Annotated in this window: 23 protein-coding genes; 17 read left to right on the top strand and 6 right to left on the bottom strand. The window is 35.3% G+C overall.

Going from position 1 to position 20,214, the window contains the following annotated elements:
* Window positions 1–319 precede the first annotated feature (319 nt).
* The 4 genes from AA0017_RS15585 (at window position 320) to AA0017_RS15570 (ending at window position 2,852) form a co-directional block, all read left to right on the top strand.
* A complete protein-coding gene (locus AA0017_RS15585; protein WP_413375896.1) occupies window positions 320–1,108 on the top strand; it encodes a GNAT family N-acetyltransferase in 789 nt (262 codons plus the stop codon).
* A gap of 190 nt (window positions 1,109–1,298) precedes the next feature.
* Entirely contained in the window at window positions 1,299–1,760 is a 462-nt protein-coding gene (locus tag AA0017_RS15580) for a DinB family protein (protein WP_413375894.1), read from the top strand.
* A 172-nt stretch (window positions 1,761–1,932) separates the two neighbouring features.
* The gene (locus AA0017_RS15575; RefSeq protein WP_413382625.1) at window positions 1,933–2,217 is read left to right on the top strand and encodes a DUF5643 domain-containing protein; all 285 of its coding nucleotides are present in this window, start codon (window positions 1,933–1,935) and stop codon (window positions 2,215–2,217) included.
* Between the two features lie 161 nt (window positions 2,218–2,378).
* On the top strand, window positions 2,379–2,852 hold the full coding sequence (locus tag AA0017_RS15570) for an N-acetyltransferase family protein (RefSeq protein WP_413382622.1): 474 nt from the start codon (window positions 2,379–2,381) through the stop codon (window positions 2,850–2,852).
* Here AA0017_RS15570 and AA0017_RS15565 read toward each other — a convergent pair.
* The gene (locus tag AA0017_RS15565) at window positions 2,837–3,238 is read right to left on the bottom strand and encodes a hypothetical protein (RefSeq protein ID WP_413375892.1); all 402 of its coding nucleotides are present in this window, start codon (window positions 3,236–3,238) and stop codon (window positions 2,837–2,839) included. The two genes, AA0017_RS15570 and AA0017_RS15565, sit on opposite strands and share 16 nt — an antisense overlap.
* A 355-nt stretch (window positions 3,239–3,593) precedes the next feature.
* Here AA0017_RS15565 and AA0017_RS15560 point away from each other — a divergent pair, with 355 nt between their 5' ends.
* The 4 genes from AA0017_RS15560 (at window position 3,594) to AA0017_RS15545 (ending at window position 6,138) form a co-directional block, all read left to right on the top strand.
* Window positions 3,594–4,202, top strand: coding sequence for a zinc dependent phospholipase C family protein (locus AA0017_RS15560; protein WP_413375890.1), 609 nt, complete (start codon window positions 3,594–3,596; stop codon window positions 4,200–4,202).
* Between the two features lie 82 nt (window positions 4,203–4,284).
* Complete coding sequence (locus AA0017_RS15555) at window positions 4,285–4,635, top strand: hypothetical protein (protein ID WP_413375888.1); 351 nt, start codon at window positions 4,285–4,287, stop codon at window positions 4,633–4,635.
* A gap of 157 nt (window positions 4,636–4,792) precedes the next feature.
* Window positions 4,793–5,350, top strand: coding sequence for a sigma-70 family RNA polymerase sigma factor (locus AA0017_RS15550; protein WP_413375886.1), 558 nt, complete (start codon window positions 4,793–4,795; stop codon window positions 5,348–5,350).
* Entirely contained in the window at window positions 5,338–6,138 is an 801-nt protein-coding gene (locus AA0017_RS15545) for a hypothetical protein (RefSeq protein ID WP_413375884.1), read from the top strand. The genes AA0017_RS15550 and AA0017_RS15545 overlap by 13 nt, the downstream gene beginning before the upstream one ends.
* A 319-nt stretch (window positions 6,139–6,457) precedes the next feature.
* On the opposite strand, the gene AA0017_RS15540 is transcribed toward AA0017_RS15545, so the two are convergent.
* The gene (locus AA0017_RS15540) at window positions 6,458–6,955 is read right to left on the bottom strand and encodes a ferritin (RefSeq protein WP_413375882.1); all 498 of its coding nucleotides are present in this window, start codon (window positions 6,953–6,955) and stop codon (window positions 6,458–6,460) included.
* Window positions 6,956–7,735: 780 nt separating this feature from the next.
* Here AA0017_RS15540 and AA0017_RS15535 point away from each other — a divergent pair.
* Window positions 7,736–9,022 carry a flavin monoamine oxidase family protein gene (locus tag AA0017_RS15535; protein WP_413375880.1) on the top strand — a complete coding sequence of 429 codons (1,287 nt, stop codon included), beginning with the start codon at window positions 7,736–7,738 and terminating at the stop codon, window positions 9,020–9,022.
* 134 nt (window positions 9,023–9,156) lie between these two features.
* Here AA0017_RS15535 and AA0017_RS15530 read toward each other — a convergent pair whose 3' ends face one another.
* Window positions 9,157–10,059, bottom strand: a complete 903-nt coding sequence (locus AA0017_RS15530; protein WP_413375879.1) for an alpha/beta hydrolase — start codon at window positions 10,057–10,059, stop codon at window positions 9,157–9,159.
* Between the two features lie 360 nt (window positions 10,060–10,419).
* Here AA0017_RS15530 and AA0017_RS15525 point away from each other — a divergent pair, with 360 nt between their 5' ends.
* The 7 genes from AA0017_RS15525 to AA0017_RS15495 all read left to right on the top strand — a co-directional run bounded on the left by AA0017_RS15525 (window position 10,420) and on the right by AA0017_RS15495 (window position 16,540).
* Window positions 10,420–10,965, top strand: a complete 546-nt coding sequence (locus AA0017_RS15525) for a TetR/AcrR family transcriptional regulator (RefSeq protein WP_413375877.1) — start codon at window positions 10,420–10,422, stop codon at window positions 10,963–10,965.
* Window positions 10,966–11,044: 79 nt separating this feature from the next.
* Window positions 11,045–11,278, top strand: coding sequence for a hypothetical protein (locus tag AA0017_RS15520; RefSeq protein ID WP_413375876.1), 234 nt, complete (start codon window positions 11,045–11,047; stop codon window positions 11,276–11,278).
* A 179-nt stretch (window positions 11,279–11,457) separates the two neighbouring features.
* Window positions 11,458–12,000 carry a hypothetical protein gene (locus tag AA0017_RS15515; RefSeq protein WP_413375874.1) on the top strand — a complete coding sequence of 181 codons (543 nt, stop codon included), beginning with the start codon at window positions 11,458–11,460 and terminating at the stop codon, window positions 11,998–12,000.
* Window positions 12,001–12,447: 447 nt separating this feature from the next.
* On the top strand, window positions 12,448–12,906 hold the full coding sequence (locus AA0017_RS15510) for a putative glycolipid-binding domain-containing protein (RefSeq protein ID WP_413375872.1): 459 nt from the start codon (window positions 12,448–12,450) through the stop codon (window positions 12,904–12,906).
* 4 nt (window positions 12,907–12,910) lie between these two features.
* The gene (locus tag AA0017_RS15505) at window positions 12,911–14,977 is read left to right on the top strand and encodes a BglG family transcription antiterminator (RefSeq protein ID WP_413375870.1); all 2,067 of its coding nucleotides are present in this window, start codon (window positions 12,911–12,913) and stop codon (window positions 14,975–14,977) included.
* Complete coding sequence (locus AA0017_RS15500; RefSeq protein WP_413375868.1) at window positions 14,974–15,240, top strand: PTS sugar transporter subunit IIB; 267 nt, start codon at window positions 14,974–14,976, stop codon at window positions 15,238–15,240. Before AA0017_RS15505 ends, AA0017_RS15500 begins: the two co-directional genes overlap by 4 nt.
* A 31-nt stretch (window positions 15,241–15,271) precedes the next feature.
* Window positions 15,272–16,540, top strand: a complete 1,269-nt coding sequence (locus AA0017_RS15495; protein ID WP_413375866.1) for a PTS ascorbate transporter subunit IIC — start codon at window positions 15,272–15,274, stop codon at window positions 16,538–16,540.
* Window positions 16,541–16,710: 170 nt separating this feature from the next.
* On the opposite strand, the gene AA0017_RS15490 is transcribed toward AA0017_RS15495, so the two are convergent.
* Entirely contained in the window at window positions 16,711–18,387 is a 1,677-nt protein-coding gene (locus AA0017_RS15490) for an IS1182 family transposase (RefSeq protein WP_413375864.1), read from the bottom strand.
* A 593-nt stretch (window positions 18,388–18,980) separates the two neighbouring features.
* Between AA0017_RS15490 and AA0017_RS15485 the strand changes: the two genes are divergently transcribed.
* Entirely contained in the window at window positions 18,981–19,418 is a 438-nt protein-coding gene (locus tag AA0017_RS15485; RefSeq protein ID WP_413375862.1) for an SMI1/KNR4 family protein, read from the top strand.
* Between the two features lie 57 nt (window positions 19,419–19,475).
* On the opposite strand, the gene AA0017_RS15480 is transcribed toward AA0017_RS15485, so the two are convergent.
* On the bottom strand, window positions 19,476–19,823 hold the full coding sequence (locus tag AA0017_RS15480) for a hypothetical protein (RefSeq protein WP_413375860.1): 348 nt from the start codon (window positions 19,821–19,823) through the stop codon (window positions 19,476–19,478).
* A 117-nt stretch (window positions 19,824–19,940) separates the two neighbouring features.
* Window positions 19,941–20,189 (bottom strand): histidine kinase, encoded by a 249-nt coding sequence (locus AA0017_RS15475; protein WP_413375858.1) that lies wholly within the window; start codon window positions 20,187–20,189, stop codon window positions 19,941–19,943.
* Window positions 20,190–20,214 lie beyond the last annotated feature (25 nt).

Raw genomic sequence — 20,214 nt, 5'->3', positions numbered from 1 at the left:
CTATTTAAGTTGGATATTCACTTGTTAAAAAGGAAAATTTTTCTTTGTTTGTTGTAAAAAAGGGGGGCAATTATTGCAAAATATCGTTCTTTATTTGTTAAGAGCAGTCTTTTTAGTTATTTATTTTTGTTTGGAGCCACTTGCCGATAAATTCTTCAATAGGAGTCCTTGTGGGGAGTTTGCTCGTTTTTTTCACATCCTTAGTGCTAGCAATTTTCACCTCCAACAAAGTGATCGAAGTGCTTCGAGATTGAGGTTATAAAATGCTTTAATTCAAGGTTTTTGATTTTTTACTAACTGAACGAAAGGATATAGTTAAATGCTCACACACCGCCTGCTTACACAAAAAACTAGAAATCAATTAATGGAGCAAATGGATAAGGACCAGCATTTGCTTTTTTATAGTTACTTAACGCAACGAAAGGAAAGTGCCCAATTTGTTGGTCAATATATAGATAATCAATTGACGGCTGTTTTAGCCTATCTAAGTGAGCTCTCCTTTCCAGCTTTTTCTTTTTATCATATGAGCGAAAAGGAAGTCTTTTTGCCAGAACTGATCGCTTTTACAAGAGCTACTTTTCAGCTTGAGCAAAATGTAATTTGTGGTACCATCTTATCTCAACGTGACTTTCAGCTATTTCAGTCTTTTGGTCTCATTGTTGGGGAACCACAACGTTTTTTAACAATGAAACACGTCGACCAATCAAAATTGCTCGAATCTAATAAAGTTGAACTTGTGAAAGAGAAAGAGTTTTCTGAGGTGCTAGATTTTTTACAAGGCGGAGGGATGAGATTTTTTACGAGGAGTGAACTAGAACGGTGTCCTTTCCTTGGGATCAAGGATGGGAATGAATTCATAGCTGTAGGTGGTTTTCATTTTTATGATCGCGAGCTTGTCGAGCTAGGAAACATTATCACTAGACTAGATTATAGGGGAAAAGGATTGGCTAAGAGCCTGACGAGCCAACTTACCTATTTAGGGAAGCAACTTTCCGCAGATGTCTACTTAGGTGTGTTCTCAGAGAATCTCCCTGCTGTTCATGTCTATAAAAGTCTTGGCTATGAAACGACGGTAGAGCTCTGGATGGTTGATTTTACATTGTCGTAAGATTTTTCTCTACTTCAAAACTGAATTCTTTCTAGTAATCAAAAAGGCATTTCTTATCTTAAAGGTGCTTTTTTTATATGCTAGAAAAGGGGAAGTTTGTTAAAAAGAAGGACATATTCGATTAGTGTTGAATACTTGCAAGAGTAAGTAGAAAGAGGAATATTGTTTAAATAACGAGGGAGGAAAAAAGATGAAGATGAATGTTAAAGATATTTTATTAGCACAGTTAAATGCTTGTCATGAAAACACTTGGTTTGTATCATTACTCCACTCAATAGATGATCTTACAGAAGAACAAGCAAGTTGGAAACCGAGTGAAACAACGAATTCTATTTTTGAAATAGTGAATCACTTAATCTTCTATAATCAACGTTATTTAAATCGGTTTAAAGACATACCAAACGAAAGGAATGTGGAGTCGAATACTTTTAGAAATGCAGAAGGTTTAACTTGGAATGATACGGTTAAGCGGATAGAAAATATTACGACTGAATGGCAAAATGTCGTCGAGGAAGCTGAAGCTAATAAACTTGATGACATGGCATCTGATCTTGCTTACCTTACGATTCATACGACATACCATACGGGGCAGATTCTTTATATTAGGAAGTTGCAAGGCTTATGGGATTCGAAAGACGGTGTACAAGGGTAAATAGTTTCTCAGCTAATCTTTCAACCAAAATAATTGATTTTTACGGATTTTCTGATGGCTTTTGTAATAAAAAGAGGTAGGGGGTGTGCTGAACTTTGTTGCTCACATACGCCCTCTCTTTTTTGTTTATTTAATGTGATTCTTATTATATTAATGGAGCAGGGCGGGTAATATAGAATTTTTAATAGTTGATCAAAATGAAAATGAGATCTTAAGTCATTCAGGTGGAGGGAAAGGGGAACTTTTCGACAACCGTATGGTATTTACAAGTAATAAGAAGTTTGACCCTATTGATTCAGCAGTGAAAGAATTAACAATTACTCCTTATTTATTACTTCCAACTGATGGAGGAGGAGCCTGTTTGTATGAAAGTGGAGAAATGATTGAGTGGGAATTTAGAGGCCGATCTTTAAATTCAGTTGATTTTAAACCATTTAAAGTAAAATTATTACCATAAGAATAGACCAGTTAGTATTGCTAAGAAATCATTTACTACTCCTTCTTAATAAGTGTACAATTTGTGAAGAGGTGAGAGAGTAGAAAGGTAATCTATTTATTGAGGTGATTTTATTGGGCAAGAATGTGGACATTGAACAAGTGAACAAAATCGAAGGACATATGAATGAATTATCGGAACTCTTAATACAGGTAGTAGAAGATGATGCATCAATTGGGTTTTTACCACCACTGCCATTAGCGGATGCAACTAAATATTGGAGTCATGTACTAGAGCCAGAGGTGATTTTATTTGTCGCTAAAATAAATAATCAGATAGTTGGAAGTGTGCAATTGCAGCTATGTGGAAAACAAAATGGGCGTCATCGGGCTGAGATTGCGAAACTAATGACACATCCTCATTATCGAAGGAATGGAATTGGGCGTTCACTGATGGAAAAAGCTGAGGAACGGGCTAAGCAGGAGGGACGGTCGTTATTGGTTCTAGATACAAGAGAAGGAGACCCTTCTAATAAACTATATACGTCATTAGGTTATATCCAGGCAGGCCGGATTCCTAACTATGCGAAATCGGCAAATGGTGAATTGGATGCAACGATTTTCTATTATAAAGCTATGAATCAGTCTTTAAAATAAATAAACAGTAGATAATAAAGGGTGGTTGCGGATATCGATAAGAGTGCATTAAATATATGGCCTTCCATATTCCATACATCCAATATGAATAAGCTATAGGTTAAAGAAATCATTAGACCTAATAGGGAATATATGAGCATATGCCCAATTTTATTTAAGTTCCATTTCATTTTGATGATGACCATATCTATTATAATGGAAATAATAATGCCAATAATAACAGCAGGAAAAGTAAAAAAGGCAATAAAAATTAAATAAAATAATGCATCACTGTTATAAATTATGTATACGATGAAAAAAGAGCAGAGGATATAGCAATACGAAATCAATGCTGATTTAAGTCTTGCTCCTATAAACATATCATTAATGGTTTGGTAGATATTCATAGTATCACTTCCCACTTATAGAAAATATTAAACGGTAACGAACGTCATTATCTATAATGATTGCTGAGATAATGATAAGTTTCATTAGTATCACTTATTATAGAGAAGGCAGTAATATTTTAACAGGTAGCACTATTAAATGGCTTACCTGTTTTTTGTTTACTAAAAAACACAAAACAAGCATTTCAAACATTGAAGAATGTAGTTCATGTTATATCTATAATGAAATTGATAACTCAGGTGAAAATTGAGAATAGCCGCAGTGTCCATTATTAACTATTCACAATTTTATCACACTAACATGGATGATTATTCAATAAGTGGTATAATTTTCTACAAAAAAGGAGTTGATATTGTGGGCTCAAGAATTATGCACCTTATCATCGCAAACCGGGTTGCTAATCAATTATCCATTACAAAAAAATCTTCATTTTTAATAGGAGGGGTTGCTCCTGATGCTGTCTCGCCAAAAGATTTATCGCACTTTTTTGTTGGGGATTTCAGTGATTATTCAAGAAGGATTGATTTTGAAGGTTTATTACATAAATATAGTGAGTACAAACAAACCGATTATCTATTGGGGTACTACTCTCATCTAATTGCCGATGATATTTGGCTAAAGGGTTTTTATTTACCTTGGTTAAAAAACAGGTTAGAAAATGATCGAGAGGTTTTTCAGCGTTATCATAACGATTTTCATTTATTAAACGGAAAATTAATCGATTACTACGTTGTAAAAGATGAATTAGAACAAGCATTACAGCACAACAATGAAATCATTGATTTAGAGGAAGTGACAGTAGGGGATATAAGGAATTTTACTCCATATGTTTTAGAAGATATGAACTTTGAACAATCCAAGCTTAAGGAACCTCTTAAGGTATTTACCTTGGACCAAATCATTGGTTATATAGAAACCTCAGTCCAAGAGAGCATAAGGCATATTCATTTAAGAAGTAAATAATTCTTCAAAATAGGTGTGCTTCGGTTTTATATAATAATTTAAATTGAAGTTGTTATTTCCGTATTGGAAAGGAGGAGTGGCATTGAATGTACTTATTTTTATCATGTCTTATCTTGTTATAAGTCTATTAGTTTCTTTATTTTATATAGGTTTATTAATGTTTACTTTTATGATGATAAAAAAAATCTTCCATATGAATCAAGCTAAATGGGATTCTTTCTTCAAATTTAGGAAAGGAAGAGGGCTGTATTATGTAATGACTTTGCCGTATTTATTAACCCTCCTCATTATGTTTCCACTAAGTATGTATTGGTTTGACTTAATTGATTTTGAATTTAAATTGTTAAGCTCTCTTTCAATGATTATGATCTTAACACTGACTGGGATTTTTAAGTTTTCTAAACTGAAAGAGTTTATTTTGTATAAAATTTAAAAAGAGAGTGTTCATTCAGGTAATAATAGTATTGGCTAGTAGGTTACTCCACCTACTAGCCAATATTTTTAATACTAATTACCTTTAAAATTTTACTGCATTTACTGAAACTAAATGGACACTTTTTCGTCTAAAAGGTAAAGAGGAGGTAAATTATGTGCTAAATAATGAAATTTTAAGTCATTTAATGGCTGAAGATAAAAAAGAATTAATATTTGAAATGATAATGGACGAGTACGGTGAGAAGCTCATTAGATTAGCTTATGGCTATCTGAAGGATTGGGGGCTTGCGGAAGATGTTGTGCAAGAGGTTTTTATAAAATGTCATCACCGTCTTGAGAGTTTTCGGATGGACTCATCTATACAAACATGGCTTTACTCTATTACAAGCAATCAGTGTAAAGACGTTTTACGAAGTACTTATTTTAAAAGAATGATATCAAATATCTCCATTTTTAAAACGAATCCAGAAGCTCGAACAACACCTGAATTAATATTGCTTGAGCATGAGAAGGATCAACAGATGACGAATGCCCTATTAACTTTACCGGTTAAATATCGTGAAGTGTTGATTTTATTCTATTACGAAGATGCATCGATCCTGGAAATTAGTCAAATTTTAAGAACGAATGAAAACACAGTTAAAACAAGATTACATAGAGGAAAGAAATTATTAAAAAAAATGATAGAGGAGGGTCCTAGTTGGAAGAATTAGGGGAACAAATCAAAAAATCACTTAATAGAACTGTGTATAAACAAAATCGATTTTCTAAGAAACATAAGGAAAACATTCGTAAAAGGGTTCTAGTTAAAAAGAGAGCGAACAAGTTTTATCCTAGTCTTCTAATAAGTGCCGCTATTATCATTCTGTTATTATTAGCTGCTCAAGTGAGTGAAATCTTTATTCATAATGAATTTTCAAGTGCTTATAAAGAAAACGATTCAGGACCGACCTTAAATGAAATTAATCTTAAGGGTGAAGTTGATAATTTACAAAAAGAAATAGAATTACTTGAGGATTTAAATCATCGAATGTTTGGTTACGTGCACCGTTTCGAGGATCCGTATGTCGAAATGGAAGTTTTACATAAAGAGAAGATAGGAGAAGATTATTTTCTACTTTTTCAGATGGAAGATAGGTTGGAATTTTACTACAAACCAAATCCACATGGAACCGCGGGTGAGCTCTCTTCTTCTTATGAGGAAGATTATGTAGAACGCCCTATCCAAGGATTTAGTTGGTCAGGTGTAAAGGGACCGAACGAGAATATGTACTACGGTATGCTATTGAATAAAAACATTGCAACCGTACGGATAAAAATGGATTCAGTCGAACAAGAGACATTTATTTTTGAAAGGGAGAATGGAGAAAGAATTTGGGTTAGTTTTTTTGAGGATGACCCTAGTGTAACAGGAGAACACAGTATAATTTCAATTGAAGTAGTAGACTTAGAAGGTAGTATTATTTGGAATGATAGCTTTCAGAGTGGATATGTTAATTAGCAATTGAATACTTTAGATATTGGGGCTGTCTCAAAAGTTTCTGAATAAAGTATGTGTATGGGATAGGATGATGGTTAACTTTAGAAGAGCTGTTTCCAATTTTTTAACCGAGCCAGCACAATACCCGGAGACTCCCGCGGAACGCGTAGGGTATTGTGCTGGCGGAGTATGCTAACTAATGGAACCATTTTTAACGAGTAGACCTTTTTTTAGTGGCCTCAGAAGTGAAACCAGGAGCCCCCGCAGCACTTTGTCGTGAGGGGCTCCTGGTTCACTTGAGGAATGCGTAGAAGCTAAGTTGTTTCATTAAGTTACTTACCTATTCTCCCGCTTTACGTTTTCCTAATTCTTGTTCGTAAATATACAAAGCGTTTGAATCGTCTTTAATACGAGTCAAATAATCAATATGCGTTTCAAATGTTGATTCTTCTTCAACTTGTTCATCCAAGAACCAATTTAAGAACGAGAGGGTTTGGTATTCACGTTCATCTTGGGCAATTCCATATACGTCGTAGTAACTTTTGGTTACTTTACGTTCTTGCAATAAAGCAGCTTCAAATGTTTCAACTAAAGAGCCGAACTGAGCTTTTGGAGCTTTAATTTCTGAAAAAATAGCTGGGTGTCCTTTATCGTTTAAATACGTGTAGACTTTCATTCCATGATCACGCTCTTCTGTCGCTTGTTGTAAAAAGAAATTAGCGAACCCATCATAGCTAGTTTGTTGGCAATAGGCTGCCATTGCCATATAATCGTGTGCTGCTTGAAACTCAATATTCATTTGTCGGTTAAGTGCCTTAACAAGTTTTTCTGATAACATACAATCACTCCTATTCTTTTTAAGAAAAATTAATATTGAAATAACTACGGTTTTAGGGAATAAAGTTTACCTAGTAATAGAGATTCAACGAATGCCTATAATGAATCGGTAAACATTAAATCTATTTCTGAAAATCTCTTTATCTTTACCTATACCCTTAAAGCCCGATATTATAACTTAATCAGTATTCATAAATAGTACGATAGAACGAGCCATGCTACAATATATAACTTAGAAAAACCTAATGAAAATGTTGCTCTTAAGCATATAAAGAGGTTGATACACGTAGAACTGGTTGGCTCTGTTATTCAAGGGTATTTTGTAATTAAAAAACAAAAGAATACAATTAATTATACCTTATTTTGACACAATCTGCCCCTTTTAGCTTAAGAAGGTTTATTCCTCAATAGGATGAGCCGTGAATTATCATTTAATTCGACGATTATAGTGGAGAATCCTTTATTAACCAGCGATACTCTTTTTTAAGAAAAAAGCAGGTCAGTGAAAGAAGGATTGTGACATCATCATCTTCTCGGTTTTAACAAATACCTCATAAATATATACCTCATTTCAATCGCTACAATTCCTGAATTTACCTCTTAATACTTGTTCGTGGTTGTTAACCTCCTATTGCTACCATGTATCGAGTTGGAATACTTATAATTCATCAATAAAATCAGAAACAACAAAATTTTAGTTAGAGATATTTATATTTAACTTTTAGGAGAGAATAAAAACAGGAGAATTTATGTAATTCAGTTAGAAATAAAGGTGAAAAATATGCAGGAGCTAAACAAACAACATTATGATGTAATAATTGTTGGGGCAGGATTAGCAGGCTTGTCAGCGGCTAAGATGCTAAAGGAAAGAGGTGTGAATTACAAAGTGATTGAGGCGAATTCACGGCCAGGTGGAAAAGTAATCTCAAGTTCTTCGGCTGAACGTCCCCGTTATTTTGAGCTTGGTGCCCAATTTTTAAATAAAGATATGACAGAAATGGTGGAGCTGATTAAGCATTCGGGAATGGAAATTCTTGAAACCGATGTGACAGAGGATGCCGTTGAAATTGATGAAATAAAGAAAATATCGGTCGATTCGATCTTAGAAGAGGTTGAAAAAGACTTGTTCATTCAAATTCATAAAAAGGATGAACGATTGTCTGAGCTGTATGAAAAGGTGATAAAAGATAATCATATCCAAAAAATCATCCGTAGTTACCATTCAGAGCTATTTAATATTAATCCTAAAAATTTAAGTAGTAAAGCATTATTGGATGCTAAAGAAAAGTACCTATCCACTCAGAGTGACCTCACTCATCAAGCTTCAGGGCCATTGAATAATCTTGTTTTATCTTTAGAAAAAATTTCGAAAGACAAGATTGTATATGGTGAACCTGTGAATGAAGTACTAGAAATAGAAAATGGTTATAAGATTCGTTCTGTAAATCAAAAGTATACATCGGATGCAGTAATACTCGCTATTCCACCAGCTGCAGCAAGCCGGTTAACGTATAGTACGAACTTAGCTCATCATTTCGAAAAAGCTTTAAACAGTTATTCAGATGGAGCTATTATCAAAATAACTTGGGCTTATAAGAAACCATTTTGGCATGAATACTTAGCAAAAGGTAAGATGAAACGATTGAAAGGGGTCATTTATACAGAGTCGCAAGGGGTAAGTGTAATCGATTCTTCAAAAGTGGGTGATGAGAGTCGTTTGACGATGTTCATTGGAGCAGATATAGCAAGACGTCTGGCAATGAAAAGTAAGGTACAACGAATAGAATATGCTCTCGAACGATTACATGATGTATTTGGGGAAGTAGCTCGAAATTATTTAGATATGGAAGAATGCGTTTGGGTAAACGATCCATACTGTGGTGGTGGCTATAGTGCAAAGGTTCATTTTAATGGATTATATAATGCGGCCGACATCTTAAGAAAACGATATAAAAATTTTATCTTTTCGAGTAGTGAAATCTCACCAAGCTTCCCTAACTTTATGGAAGGGGCTATATGTTCCGGGAAATATGCAGCAAATAGTATTTTAGAGGTTTTAAATAAATAGGAAAACCTTAAAAGTAGGGGCTAACTATTCATTAATTTAGTAGTGTAGAAATTAGAAAAGCGGTTTTCCTAGTTTTTTAGGAAAACCGCTTTAATGATACTAAACCTCTTTTTTTAGACGTTTTATCTAACTTCTTAAAGATTTTTACCAAAGAAAGCTGTTAACTTAGATACAGCTTGTCCTACATATTCTGGGATATCGTACATAGCAATATGCGTTGCACCCTCAACTTCGAACAATTCTTTTGGTCCATTTGACAATGCGTAGAATTGGTCACTGTAACCGCGTGTATCAGCCGCATCGCCTACAATTAATAACATCGGTTGAGTGAGGTAGGTGCTAATTTGGCTTGAAGCTGAGAATGACATTAGTTTGTCCATACTTGTAAATTGGAATCGATTTGGAGAATTAGGATGCTGTGCTCTGGGTGTTCTGTAGTAGTCATAAGCTTCACGTAAAAGCACAGGTGTTTCTTCGTTAATTTCCCGAAGCGTATCAGGTGCCCAAGTAAGTTGATTCACTTCTGAACCATTTGCTTCGGCAGTACGCTGCTTTGCAACGGCCTCAAGTGTTTGTAATTGTGTTTCAACGCTTGCTTCTCCTCGGAACATGGCACCAATATCTACGGCACTGACTGTCGCTACTGCTTTGATACGACGGTCTGTTTGAGCGGCAGAAACAGCATAACCTCCACCTGCACAAATACCAAGTGCTCCAATCTTTTCTTGATCAATATATGGAAGAGTCGTCAAATAATCGATGGCACAACGTACATCTTCTACTCGAGCATATGGGTCTTCAAGTAAACGTGGTTCACCCTCGCTCTCTCCTTGACAAGACGCGTCAAATGCTAACGCAACAAAACCTTGGTCAGAAAGTTTTTGTGCATAGACTCCTGCTGTTTGTTCTTTTACTCCGCCACCAGGATGGACACTAACAACTGCTGGATAGGTTTTATTTTCGTCAAATCCATCTGGTAAATAAAGATTGCCTGCCATATTTAAAGTACCATGTTTAAACGTTACTGATTTTTTCATGTTTTTTCTCCTTCTATAAATAAATTTTTTGACCACATATATTTTGATTAGAAACAAATTCTATTAACTATAATGACAAACGAAACTATTAGTGGATCTATATAAAATCTAACTTAGTTAATCCCTTCTTTTTAAAATCTCCATCCCTTCTTTCTTTGAATATTCCTGTTTTATAATGTTACAGGTAGATAAATAACATACAGGAGAAATAATGCGTTAATATGTATTATTTCTTCTGTATGTATAATATAATAGGAGAACAGGATGTTTTCAAACGTCAATTTCGATCAATTTATGCATTAATGCACGAATGAATTGAAATTGTGCATTAATCTTCAAGAAAGTTTGGTGACTAGGACCATGACTAAAGTCGATAGAAGGATACTTAAATCTCAAGAAGCAATAAAAAACGCTTTTATTGAGCTCATGACAGAAAAAATCTTTGATAAAATTACGGTAAAGGATATTTGCGATGGAGCGAACGTTGGGAATAGAACGTTCTATTTACATTATCTCGATAAATTCGATTTACTCGATAAACTCATTGAGGAACATTTAGCTGACTTGAAAGTTATTTGCGAGCAAAAAAAAGACAAGGGTTTAGTAGAAGGTACAGTTATTTGGTTCGAATATTTTGAGCAAAACAAGTTATTTTTTTCACCTTTATTCTCAAGTAAAGGAACAATCACCTTTAGAAATCATTTTTTAGATTTTGTAATAGAAGAAATTAAAGAAAAAGTCGATTTAAAAAATGGAAAAAATAAAGGAATTAGTGAGGAAGTGTTTTTCCGATTTTTGGGAATGGCCATTGTTGGAGTCATGGAATTGTATCTGTTAGATGAAACCCCTGAAAGTACGGATTCAATAGCTAAACAAGTCAGTATGTTGCTTGAAAGGAATTTTTAAAAAGTTTATTGAAATCAAATAATAGATTGTTTATAAAGTGAGTTACTTAAATATTTGTACGTAAAAAAGGAGGAAAAAAATGAATAGAAAGTCTAGAAGAATATTTGAATATATGACAGTGGAGCAAAAGAAAGAAGCAGTATTGTTATTGAAAAAAGATAGAGATGAATTGAGTTCCGTATTTGAAGAGACAAGAGGATCTTATCCTACTATTGTAAAACAAGTTATTATTGATTCATTAGATAAATGGGAGCTAGAAATTGAAGAATTGGAATTAGATATAAAGAATAATGTAGGGGCAATTAACAATTGATTTTTTTATGATGAGGATACTGTAGAGCGATACCTAAAAAATGGTATTGCTCTTTTTCTTGTGGAGGAAGAAATTTTTAGTTAAAGAAGAATTTCCCACAAAATACGCAATCATAAATAAAAATATGTTAAGGTTGACTAGTTATTGGACCTTGCATTGTACTTAGGAGGTAATTTGATTTGAGGAATCTATTACATTTATTCTTCTTTCTTTTTATACTTGTTGGGTGTTCTACACAGACATTCGATAATGAGGATACAATTGCTCTTTTAAATGATAATGAAATTAGAGCTGAAGATGTTCTTAAGGTATACCCTTTAGAAGAGGATTTTATTATTCGTTATTTGCAAGATGAAATTGTCATTCATGAAGCAAAAGAGTTAGGAATAAAAATTACGGATGAAGAAATTGAAAAACTTAAAAATACGATCTTCCCAGGTTACGATACTTTGGAAGTGCATGAGTTCTTAGAGGTGATTGGAAATGAAGAATTTATTAAATATCAAGCTTCAAGGTTAGGAGTTTCAGAGGAAGAGTATTTTGATATTTGGTTTAACGAAACACATAAAAGGTCTGCTTATATAGACGAGTATATTGAACAAAAATTTGGTGAGCCACCTTTCGATGAATTTGATGAGTGGGCTGAAAAAGTTGAAGAGCATTTAGATAAACTATTTAATGATTATCAAACGAATGAAAAGTTAATAGTCTTATTCAGATAAGGGGGGAGGTTCAATTTTGCAAAAGTGTGAGAAGTGTAAAGAACAGTTTAGTTGAAGTGAAATATATCAATCACTTTGGTTGAATTATAATCCAATTAAATGCAATAAATGTGAATCTGTATATAAAATAACATTCTCTAGTAGGTTTATTTTTGTTTCCTTAACCATTGTACCCATGTTGATATTTGGACATTTTCTTTCGCCTTTTTCAAACATAATGCCTACTCTCGGTGTAAGTGTTCTTATAGTGCTTTTGGGTTCCTTGTTGGGACCATTTCTTGTTACTTATAAAAACCGCTAGTGAAACGACTATACTAAAATAAAGAGAGTGATACCTAAACAAAGGTATTGCTCTTTTCCTATGGATGCAAAGAGTCACGTTATTTTAAAATGCTCTTAATTTAGCATAAGAGGATATCATAAGAAAATGTATATGGAGGAATTTTATTGAAGAAAACTATGGTTTGGGAAAATATCGAAACTCGTGGACTGGAGTATATGGAATTAACATCTGATGATAAAGAAATTATTGTTAAGAGTACAATAATTAATACGACAAATCTACCTACTAAAATGGAATATAAAGTGATTTTAAATAACAATTGGACGGTTAGCAAACTCGAAGTTAAAAACAGCAAACATGGTCGAGAACTCTTTATTTCTAGTAATGGTTTAGGAAAGTGGTTTGATGAAGACCGAAGAGAGTTGGAGCATTTAGAAGGAGCTATTGATATAGATTTATCCTGCACTCCCTTCACAAACTCTCTCCCAATAAATAGAGCTGATTGGAAGGTAAATGAGCCATCGTATAGAGTCTATTGTTGTGCAGAACAATGGACAATATTCGGACTCAAAAACAATACAGTTTTTATTAAGGGTATTGTATCTTTAAAGCAAGGAGGATAAGAAGATGGTTCTTGATGAACGAAGTGCTGACATAATACGCGTATTACAACAAGCATCTCCTTTAAAAATGAGTGAACTTGAAGCGCAAACAGGTTTGACTCGAAGACAACTGCAATATGGAATAGGGAAACTAAATGATTGGTTAAAGTCATATGGGTATAAACCGATCCACTTTGACAGAAAAGTTGGATATGATTTGTCTGATAAAATTCGAGATGAGGATTTACAGGAAAAACTGACTAAACGAACTTATGTGTTTTCTGAGGAAGATCGTGAAAAAGTTATTTATCTAATGCTTTTACTCAGTGAGGAAACGCTGTCTGTCTATCATTTTCAATATATCACAGGAGTTTCTCGTAATACGATTTTGAAAGATCTGCGGCAACTTAAAGAAAAGGCACAATTACAACAACTTCAAATTATATATTCTAAGCAGAAGGGCTATCTAATAAAAGGCGATAGTAACCTAAAAAGGTACACGATAGAACAACTCATACATGATGTATTGAATAGCACTAGTAGCAACCTCATTATTGATTGTATATGGGGTGACCGAGAAGAACAAATTCAATCGATACAGTTGCAATTGGAGTCGGTAGAACAAAAATTAGGCATCACCCTTACTGATGAACGGTTACAAGAGCTGACCTATTTGTTCTTATGTACGGACCAGTTAATTGGAAAGGGAGAAGCATTAGAGTCTATCCATAGTTGGGAAGGATTGACTTCAACAAATGAATACAAACTAGTTGAGCAAATGACAAAAATGAAAACTTTTCAAGGGGATTGGAATCAAACGGAACGATTGTATGCGACGTTACACTTGCTAAGTATGAATCGAACAAAGGATGTTTCGCCGTTACAAGATGATCATGTCATTCATGAACTTTTACGAAAAATAGTGGAAGAATTTGAAAGGTTAGCATGCATACACTTGCAGGATAAGGAGCTGTTCTATCAACAACTGTATGTTCATTTTAGACCTGCGTATTATCGAATGAAGTACCGGATTTCTCTTATCAATACGATGACAGAACGGGTTCAAAAGGTATACCCGGAACTACATCATCTAACTAAGAAATCGTTATGGCCAATAGAAGAAGCTATCGGTTATTCCGTTTCAGAAGATGAGTTGGCGTATTTTACGATTCATTTTGGCGGGTGGCTTCGCAGACAAGGAGATACATTAGACGATCGAAAGCGAGCGATTGTTGTCTGTCCTAATGGGATTGGCATTAGTAACTTTTTAATCTATACCTTAAGGGAGTTATTTCCAGATATTTTATTCTTAGATGCTTTATCTGTTCGAGATGCGGTTCATTACCCTTTATCATATGATTTGGTCTTTTCAACTGTACACCTTAGAACAAAAGCAGAATTATTTGTTGTGCCACCAATTTTGGAGATGCAAGATAAGCAGAAGCTGCGTCAGAAAGTCATGCAGGAGTTATATGGATATACCGCACAAAACTTGGATGTAACTTCTTTATTAAAGGTTATTTCTCAATATGCAACGATTCATGATACTGGTCAGCTTGAAAAAGCACTTCAATCACAGATTTATACTCATACAGATAAAAGAAATAAACATTTATTGGAAGGGGTGGAGAAGCCAGTGTTAGAAGAATTACTCACATCACAAACGATTCAATTACAGTCGCGAGTTTCTGACTGGAAAGAAGCGATTCGGGTTGCATCACAGCCACTGGTAGACTTAGGAACGATAGAAGAAAGATATGTAGAGGCGATGATTCAATCGATAGATACGAATGGACCTTACGTCGTCATTACTCCAGGGGTAGCGATTCCTCATTCACGCCCGGAGCAGGGAGTCCGTTCTTTATCGATGAGCCTTTTGAAATTAGATGAAGCAGTCGATTTTGCACCAGAGAAGCCAGTTCGACTAATTGTTGTTTTGGCTGCGGTTGATAGTGAGTCCCATTTACGTGCATTAGTTCAATTAACACAGCTACTTGGGGAACCATCTAATATAGAGGATATTTTACAAAGTACAGATAAAGCAGTGTTACTAGATTATATTCATAAATATTCGAAGGAGGAAACAATATGAAGATTATGGTCGTTTGTGGAAATGGGTTAGGGAGCAGTTTTATTATGGAAATGAATGTGAAGAAGGCGTTGACGGAAATGGGGAAGACAGCAGAAGTAGATCATACCGATTTAGCTTCAGCAAGAACCGTACAAGCAGATATTTATATAGGAGCAGCGGATATTTTGGGACAATTGGATGATGGGAGTAGAACAATTGTTACATTAGAAAACATGATGAGTATCCCAGAAATTAAATCTAAGTTAGAACTGCATTTAACTTAAAGGAAAAGAGAAGAAAGGGGGAGGGCAGAATATGTTAGAAATTATTATGAAAGATATTTTGGCGACTCCAGCTATTTTGGTAGGTCTCTTTGCTCTAATCGGATTGTTATTACAACGTAAAGCGACTGCAGATGTTGTATCTGGTACTTTAAAAACGATAATGGGATTTGTCATTATTGGAGCGGGTGCGGGAGTTCTGATTGGCTCCCTAGATATCTTTAGTCAGATGTTTAATTATGCCTTTAACGTTCAAGGAGTGATTCCTAACAATGAGGCGATTGTGGCTGCTGCCCAAAGTGAGTTTGGGACATCGACTGCACTTATTATGGTATTTGGTATGGTTGCTAATATTCTACTTGCACGCTTTACACCGTTTAAATATATCTTTTTAACAGGTCATCATACTTTATTTATGGCGTGCTTGATCGCGGTTACATTATCCATTGGAGGACTGCAAGGTGTTCCACTTGTTCTGATTGGTTCCATTATTCTAGGTTTATGTATGGTGTTATTCCCTGCTATGATTCAACCATATGTAAGAAAAATTACAGGGAGCGATGATTTTGCAATTGGGCATTTCGGGACACTCGGATACTTTATCTCAGCAAAAGTTGGAAAATGGTTTGGAAATAAAGAGCAAACAACTGAACATATTAAAGTTCCCAAATCTCTAGGTTTTTTACGAGATACGTCCGTAGCTGTTTCACTTACTATGGTCATATTCTTTGTCATTGTCGCATTGTTTGCTGGTCAAGGGTATGTTGAATCTACACTCTCTGACGGCTCGAACTTTATTGTGTTCTCATTAATGCAGGCGATTACATTTGCCGCAGGGGTATATATAATTTTAGCTGGTGTAAGAATGTTGATTGCTGAAATTGTCCCAGCATTTAAGGGGATTGCTGAGAAAGTGGCCCCAAATACGAAACCAGCATTAGATTGTCCAACCGTTTTCCCTTTTGCACCAAATGCTGTTATTATTGGATTTTTATTTAGCTTTATTGCCGGACTTTTATCAATGTTTATTTTACCTATTATCGGTTTAAAGGTTATTGTACCCGGCTTAGTGCCACACTTTTTTACCGGTGCAGCAGCTGGAGTATTTGGAAATGCTACAGGCGGTCTACGCGGAGCGATATTTGGATCACTGGCTAACGGAATTATTATTAGTTTTATCCCAGCAATTTTATTAGTCTTAATGGGAGATATCGGTTTTGAAGGAACAACATTTGGAGATTCAGACTTTGGCGTAATTGGAATATTAATCTTAGCGATTTTGAAATTATTTGGAGCAGCGTAGTAAATTGGCGTTTATCAATTTATTGTTAGGAATGAGCTTTTCTATCTAGACGTTTTTCATCCTATAAATGGCTTTTGGTAGGAAGTTGAGCCCTCACTCCAGAGAACGGAGCCTGAGTGACTTAACGTGGCTACTCTCTCTAATATAAAAGGGGGCTGTCCTAAAAGCCCTTAAATAAAAAAAGAATCGAGAAGTTTCAGCTTCTCGATTCTTTTTTTAGGACAATATGGATAGAGTTTGGTTTTCGAGCGACGACTGATCGTCGCTCGCTTCCTAATATTGTGAGCGAGGGCGATAAGCCCGAGCTCCACATGAACTTTTTCTTTACCTCGTAAGTGTAATCGTCGAAAGCCCAGGTTCTGTTTGACATGACCAAATACACTTTCCACCTCGATTTTTCTTTTTTGGTAAAGTGCTCGGCCTTCTTCCCTATTTAGTTTTCGGTTTTGCTTCACTCGTAATTCTTCATCAACCGGGTTGTAATGAACCTGCCGGTTGGCTTTGGCTTTTGTACAATCCGATTTAAATGGGCAACCTTCACATGATTCACATTCATAAATCTTGAAGTCTCTTATGTAGCCATATCGGTCCGTACGTTGACTGTATCGCTTAAACAGGACTTTTCGGTGGTTCGGACACCAATAAAAATCATCGACTTCTTCATAGTTCCAGTTGTGTGGATGAAATATCTTCTTGGAATACGAACGTTTTTGTTCCTGACGAAAGGTGTTATAAGGAATGAGCGTTTCAAAAGGTTCATCTTCCATCGCCACATAATTCGACTCACTTCCATAACCGGCATCGGCCACAAGAAGTTTCGGCCAGGGTAAACCACTTTGTTTCAAGGCCTCAACATGTGGGACTAAACAGCGTGTATCCGTTGGGTTCGAGTGAAGACTGTAAAAAAGAATAAATTGGTTTTGAGTCCCGATTTGCCAATTGTACCCCGCCTTCAATTGCCCGTTGTTCATATGATCGTCCTTCATCCGCATAAAGGTCGCATCGGTATCTATTTTGGAGTAACTATTTCGGTGCCCCAATAACTGAAAGGACTTTTCATATTTCTGCAGACGTGGAAGATAATCGGTCTGGGCTTTTTTATGTGCTTTCTTAAGAGAGCGTATTTCTTGTTTCGTCTCTTTTTGCTTCTCTACATCTTGGATTTCTTCGAACTTCGATTCTTTTTGTTGGAGTTCTTCTTCTAGTGCTTGAATGACACTCTCAAGAGCCTCGCTTGAAAGCCGTTGTTTTTGAAAAAGAGGATCTTCTTTTCGGAGCACTGACGTATCGATTTGGATTTGTTCGTGGATCTCCTCTAATAGATCTTCTACTTTAGCTTGAAGTTTTTCTTCGTAGCCTTGAACACTCTTTTTCCAAACGAATGAATATTTATTCGCGTTGGCTTCGATTTTGGTTCCATCTAAGAAATAGTGCTGACCATCGATATAGCCTTCTTTGATTAATAGTTTGGTTAACTCTGTAAATAAACGATCCATCAAAGGCTTTAAACGTTCAGAGCGAAAGCGATTGATCGTTCGAAAATCTGGCGTTTGCCCCGCAGCTAACCACATCATTGGAAGGTTCTCCGTTAGGGCTCTGGCGATCTCTCGACAGGAAAACCATTTTTGGGTGTAGCCAAATAGGACAATCTTCGTCATCATTTTAGGGTGATAGGCAGGACGCCCACCTCCTTGATACGCTTCGAAGAAGATTTCATCCTTTAATCCATTCACCATATCGTTCACCACATGAACCATATGATTTTCAGGAATTAAATCAGAATAATCCATAGGAAGATAGAGTTGGTTCATGTTATAATCTTGGAAAGTAGCCTTTTGGTTACACATAAAAATCGCTCCTCTTTGGTTTGTGCTGTGGTAAGTCCATTCTAAAGGAAAGAGCGATTTTTTTGTGCTTTTTTTTGCTAGAAAATGAAAGGTAGCGGACGAGATGGGTGGCCGACTCCTGCAGGAGGAAAGGGCAGGCTGAAATCCACTGGCGTAGACAGTTAGTTCAGCGCCCGCCTGCGGAAAGCGTGCCACCCATCTCGGGAGCGGTGTCTTCCCTCTCACTTTATAATATTCAAAAAGGGGCTGAACCCTCAAAGGTCATTTTCATGACTTTTGGGACAGCCCCTTTTTATTATGGCAAAAAAGACACATAAGTAATCATTCATTCTTCATCCACTGATGCTTCTTTTGCTTTCATCACTTGAACGATAAATTCATCAAATGCATTTCCACATAGTAGGGTGATAGTAGAAGTTTTAATGAATTATCCAAATGATTTTGAAGAACCAAGGAATGAAGGTGAAGTAGTAATTGAAATATAACCAAAGGGAAGGCCTTGCTTATTGTGCAAATGGCAGGTCATGAAAGAAGGAATCTGATTAGAACGTGACGAAATATTTTGAAAGAATATTAAAGGGAGGACGAAAAAAATGACCTGGAAAGAGTTCATCAGCTCAATATCAAAAGACTATTCATTCAAAGAATCAGTAATAAAAAGTGAATTAACTCAAATAAAAGCAGAATTAAAAGTCGAATTACCCGAGGAATTATTAGAGTTATTGAAGGAAACAAATGGAGTATTTGATAATTATGGTTGCCCTTTAATCTGGTCAACTTCTCAAATTGTAAAAGAGAATTTATATTTTCGGAATGAGGTCGAGTTCAAAGATATATATATGCCCTTTGATCACTTATTGTTTTTTTCTGATGCGGGAAATGGTGATTTATTCGGCTATAGAATACTTAATGGTTGCATTCAAAATGATGATATTTATGTTTGGAACCATGAAGATGATAGCCGAAAGTGGATCGCTCCTTCGTTGGAAGCATTTATTAAAGGTTGGGCTACGGGTGAAATCTCTGTATAAGTGGAGACACTCTAATAAAGGGTATTGTCTTATTGGCTTGATAAGATAATATCCTCCCTAATTTTCCTCAGTCCATTCTTCTTCATTAATTGCCTTTACGTAATGACCAATTTCATATTCAACTACAATTGCATGCGCTCTTGATATACCTTTTATTTCATATAACTCTGTACCAATCTTATATATATTTGAAAAATTACCCGAATAACTACTTGAATGATTTTTTTCTTCATCCGAATATTTATCTACTTCTCCTAGTAATTCCCCTACTTCTTCCTGCTCTACTATTTCGTCAGTTATAACATAAGTAACTCCATTAATTTGTACAAATTCAAAAGCCCAACTATTACTAGAACAGCTTATTAGAAGTAGTGAAATGACTAAACACAATATTAATTTTTTCATTCATATTCCTCTCATACATACATAAATAAATCACTTACGTATCATTATTCTTCTTTGACTATGTAATTCCTTCTCTCATAAATACGACATCTTCTATATTTCCTAATATGTTTTTTATTACATCGTAAATATAATGACAATGAATAGCCCGATGATGGCCCCGATATCTCCTGCAAATCTTTTATTCTCTTTTCTTTTTTGAAATACAGTTATTAACTTTCCTAGTATGACTAAAAAGGTGGCAGTCGATATCACGGTTTGACTAAACGTTGAACTGAATGTGGTATCGGACATAAGCGCAATTGATATTGGGATTCCGACCAATAGTACAGCACTGAAATATAAGAGCCATTTTAATTTTTCCATTAATAAATTTACCCCCTATTATCTT

The sequence above is a fragment of the Alkalihalobacillus phoenicis genome, assembly GCF_047302405.1.
In the GTDB taxonomy this organism is placed as follows: domain Bacteria; phylum Bacillota; class Bacilli; order Bacillales; family Bacillaceae_D; genus Alkalihalobacillus.
Note: the sequence above shows the minus strand (reverse complement) of the source record. Positions and strands in the feature narration are given on the sequence as shown.

Excerpts from the sequence above, each read along its gene's own strand:
- AA0017_RS15535 (WP_413375880.1), top strand. The coding sequence starts at position 7,736 with ATGCAGGAGCTAAACAAACAACATTATGATGTAATAATTGTTGGGGCA.
- AA0017_RS15585 (WP_413375896.1), top strand. The coding sequence starts at position 320 with ATGCTCACACACCGCCTGCTTACACAAAAAACTAGAAATCAATTAATG.
- AA0017_RS15480 (WP_413375860.1), bottom strand. The coding sequence starts at position 19,823 with ATGAAAAAATTAATATTGTGTTTAGTCATTTCACTACTTCTAATAAGC.
- AA0017_RS15495 (WP_413375866.1), top strand. The coding sequence starts at position 15,272 with ATGTTAGAAATTATTATGAAAGATATTTTGGCGACTCCAGCTATTTTG.
- AA0017_RS15500 (WP_413375868.1), top strand. The coding sequence starts at position 14,974 with ATGAAGATTATGGTCGTTTGTGGAAATGGGTTAGGGAGCAGTTTTATT.
- AA0017_RS15485 (WP_413375862.1), top strand. The coding sequence starts at position 18,981 with ATGACCTGGAAAGAGTTCATCAGCTCAATATCAAAAGACTATTCATTC.
- AA0017_RS15525 (WP_413375877.1), top strand. The coding sequence starts at position 10,420 with ATGACTAAAGTCGATAGAAGGATACTTAAATCTCAAGAAGCAATAAAA.
- AA0017_RS15505 (WP_413375870.1), top strand. The coding sequence starts at position 12,911 with ATGGTTCTTGATGAACGAAGTGCTGACATAATACGCGTATTACAACAA.
- AA0017_RS15490 (WP_413375864.1), bottom strand. The coding sequence starts at position 18,387 with ATGTGTAACCAAAAGGCTACTTTCCAAGATTATAACATGAACCAACTC.
- AA0017_RS15520 (WP_413375876.1), top strand. The coding sequence starts at position 11,045 with ATGAATAGAAAGTCTAGAAGAATATTTGAATATATGACAGTGGAGCAA.
- AA0017_RS15530 (WP_413375879.1), bottom strand. The coding sequence starts at position 10,059 with ATGAAAAAATCAGTAACGTTTAAACATGGTACTTTAAATATGGCAGGC.
- AA0017_RS15565 (WP_413375892.1), bottom strand. The coding sequence starts at position 3,238 with ATGAATATCTACCAAACCATTAATGATATGTTTATAGGAGCAAGACTT.
- AA0017_RS15570 (WP_413382622.1), top strand. The coding sequence starts at position 2,379 with ATGAATGAATTATCGGAACTCTTAATACAGGTAGTAGAAGATGATGCA.
- AA0017_RS15540 (WP_413375882.1), bottom strand. The coding sequence starts at position 6,955 with ATGTTATCAGAAAAACTTGTTAAGGCACTTAACCGACAAATGAATATT.
- AA0017_RS15475 (WP_413375858.1), bottom strand. The coding sequence starts at position 20,189 with ATGGAAAAATTAAAATGGCTCTTATATTTCAGTGCTGTACTATTGGTC.
- AA0017_RS15580 (WP_413375894.1), top strand. The coding sequence starts at position 1,299 with ATGAAGATGAATGTTAAAGATATTTTATTAGCACAGTTAAATGCTTGT.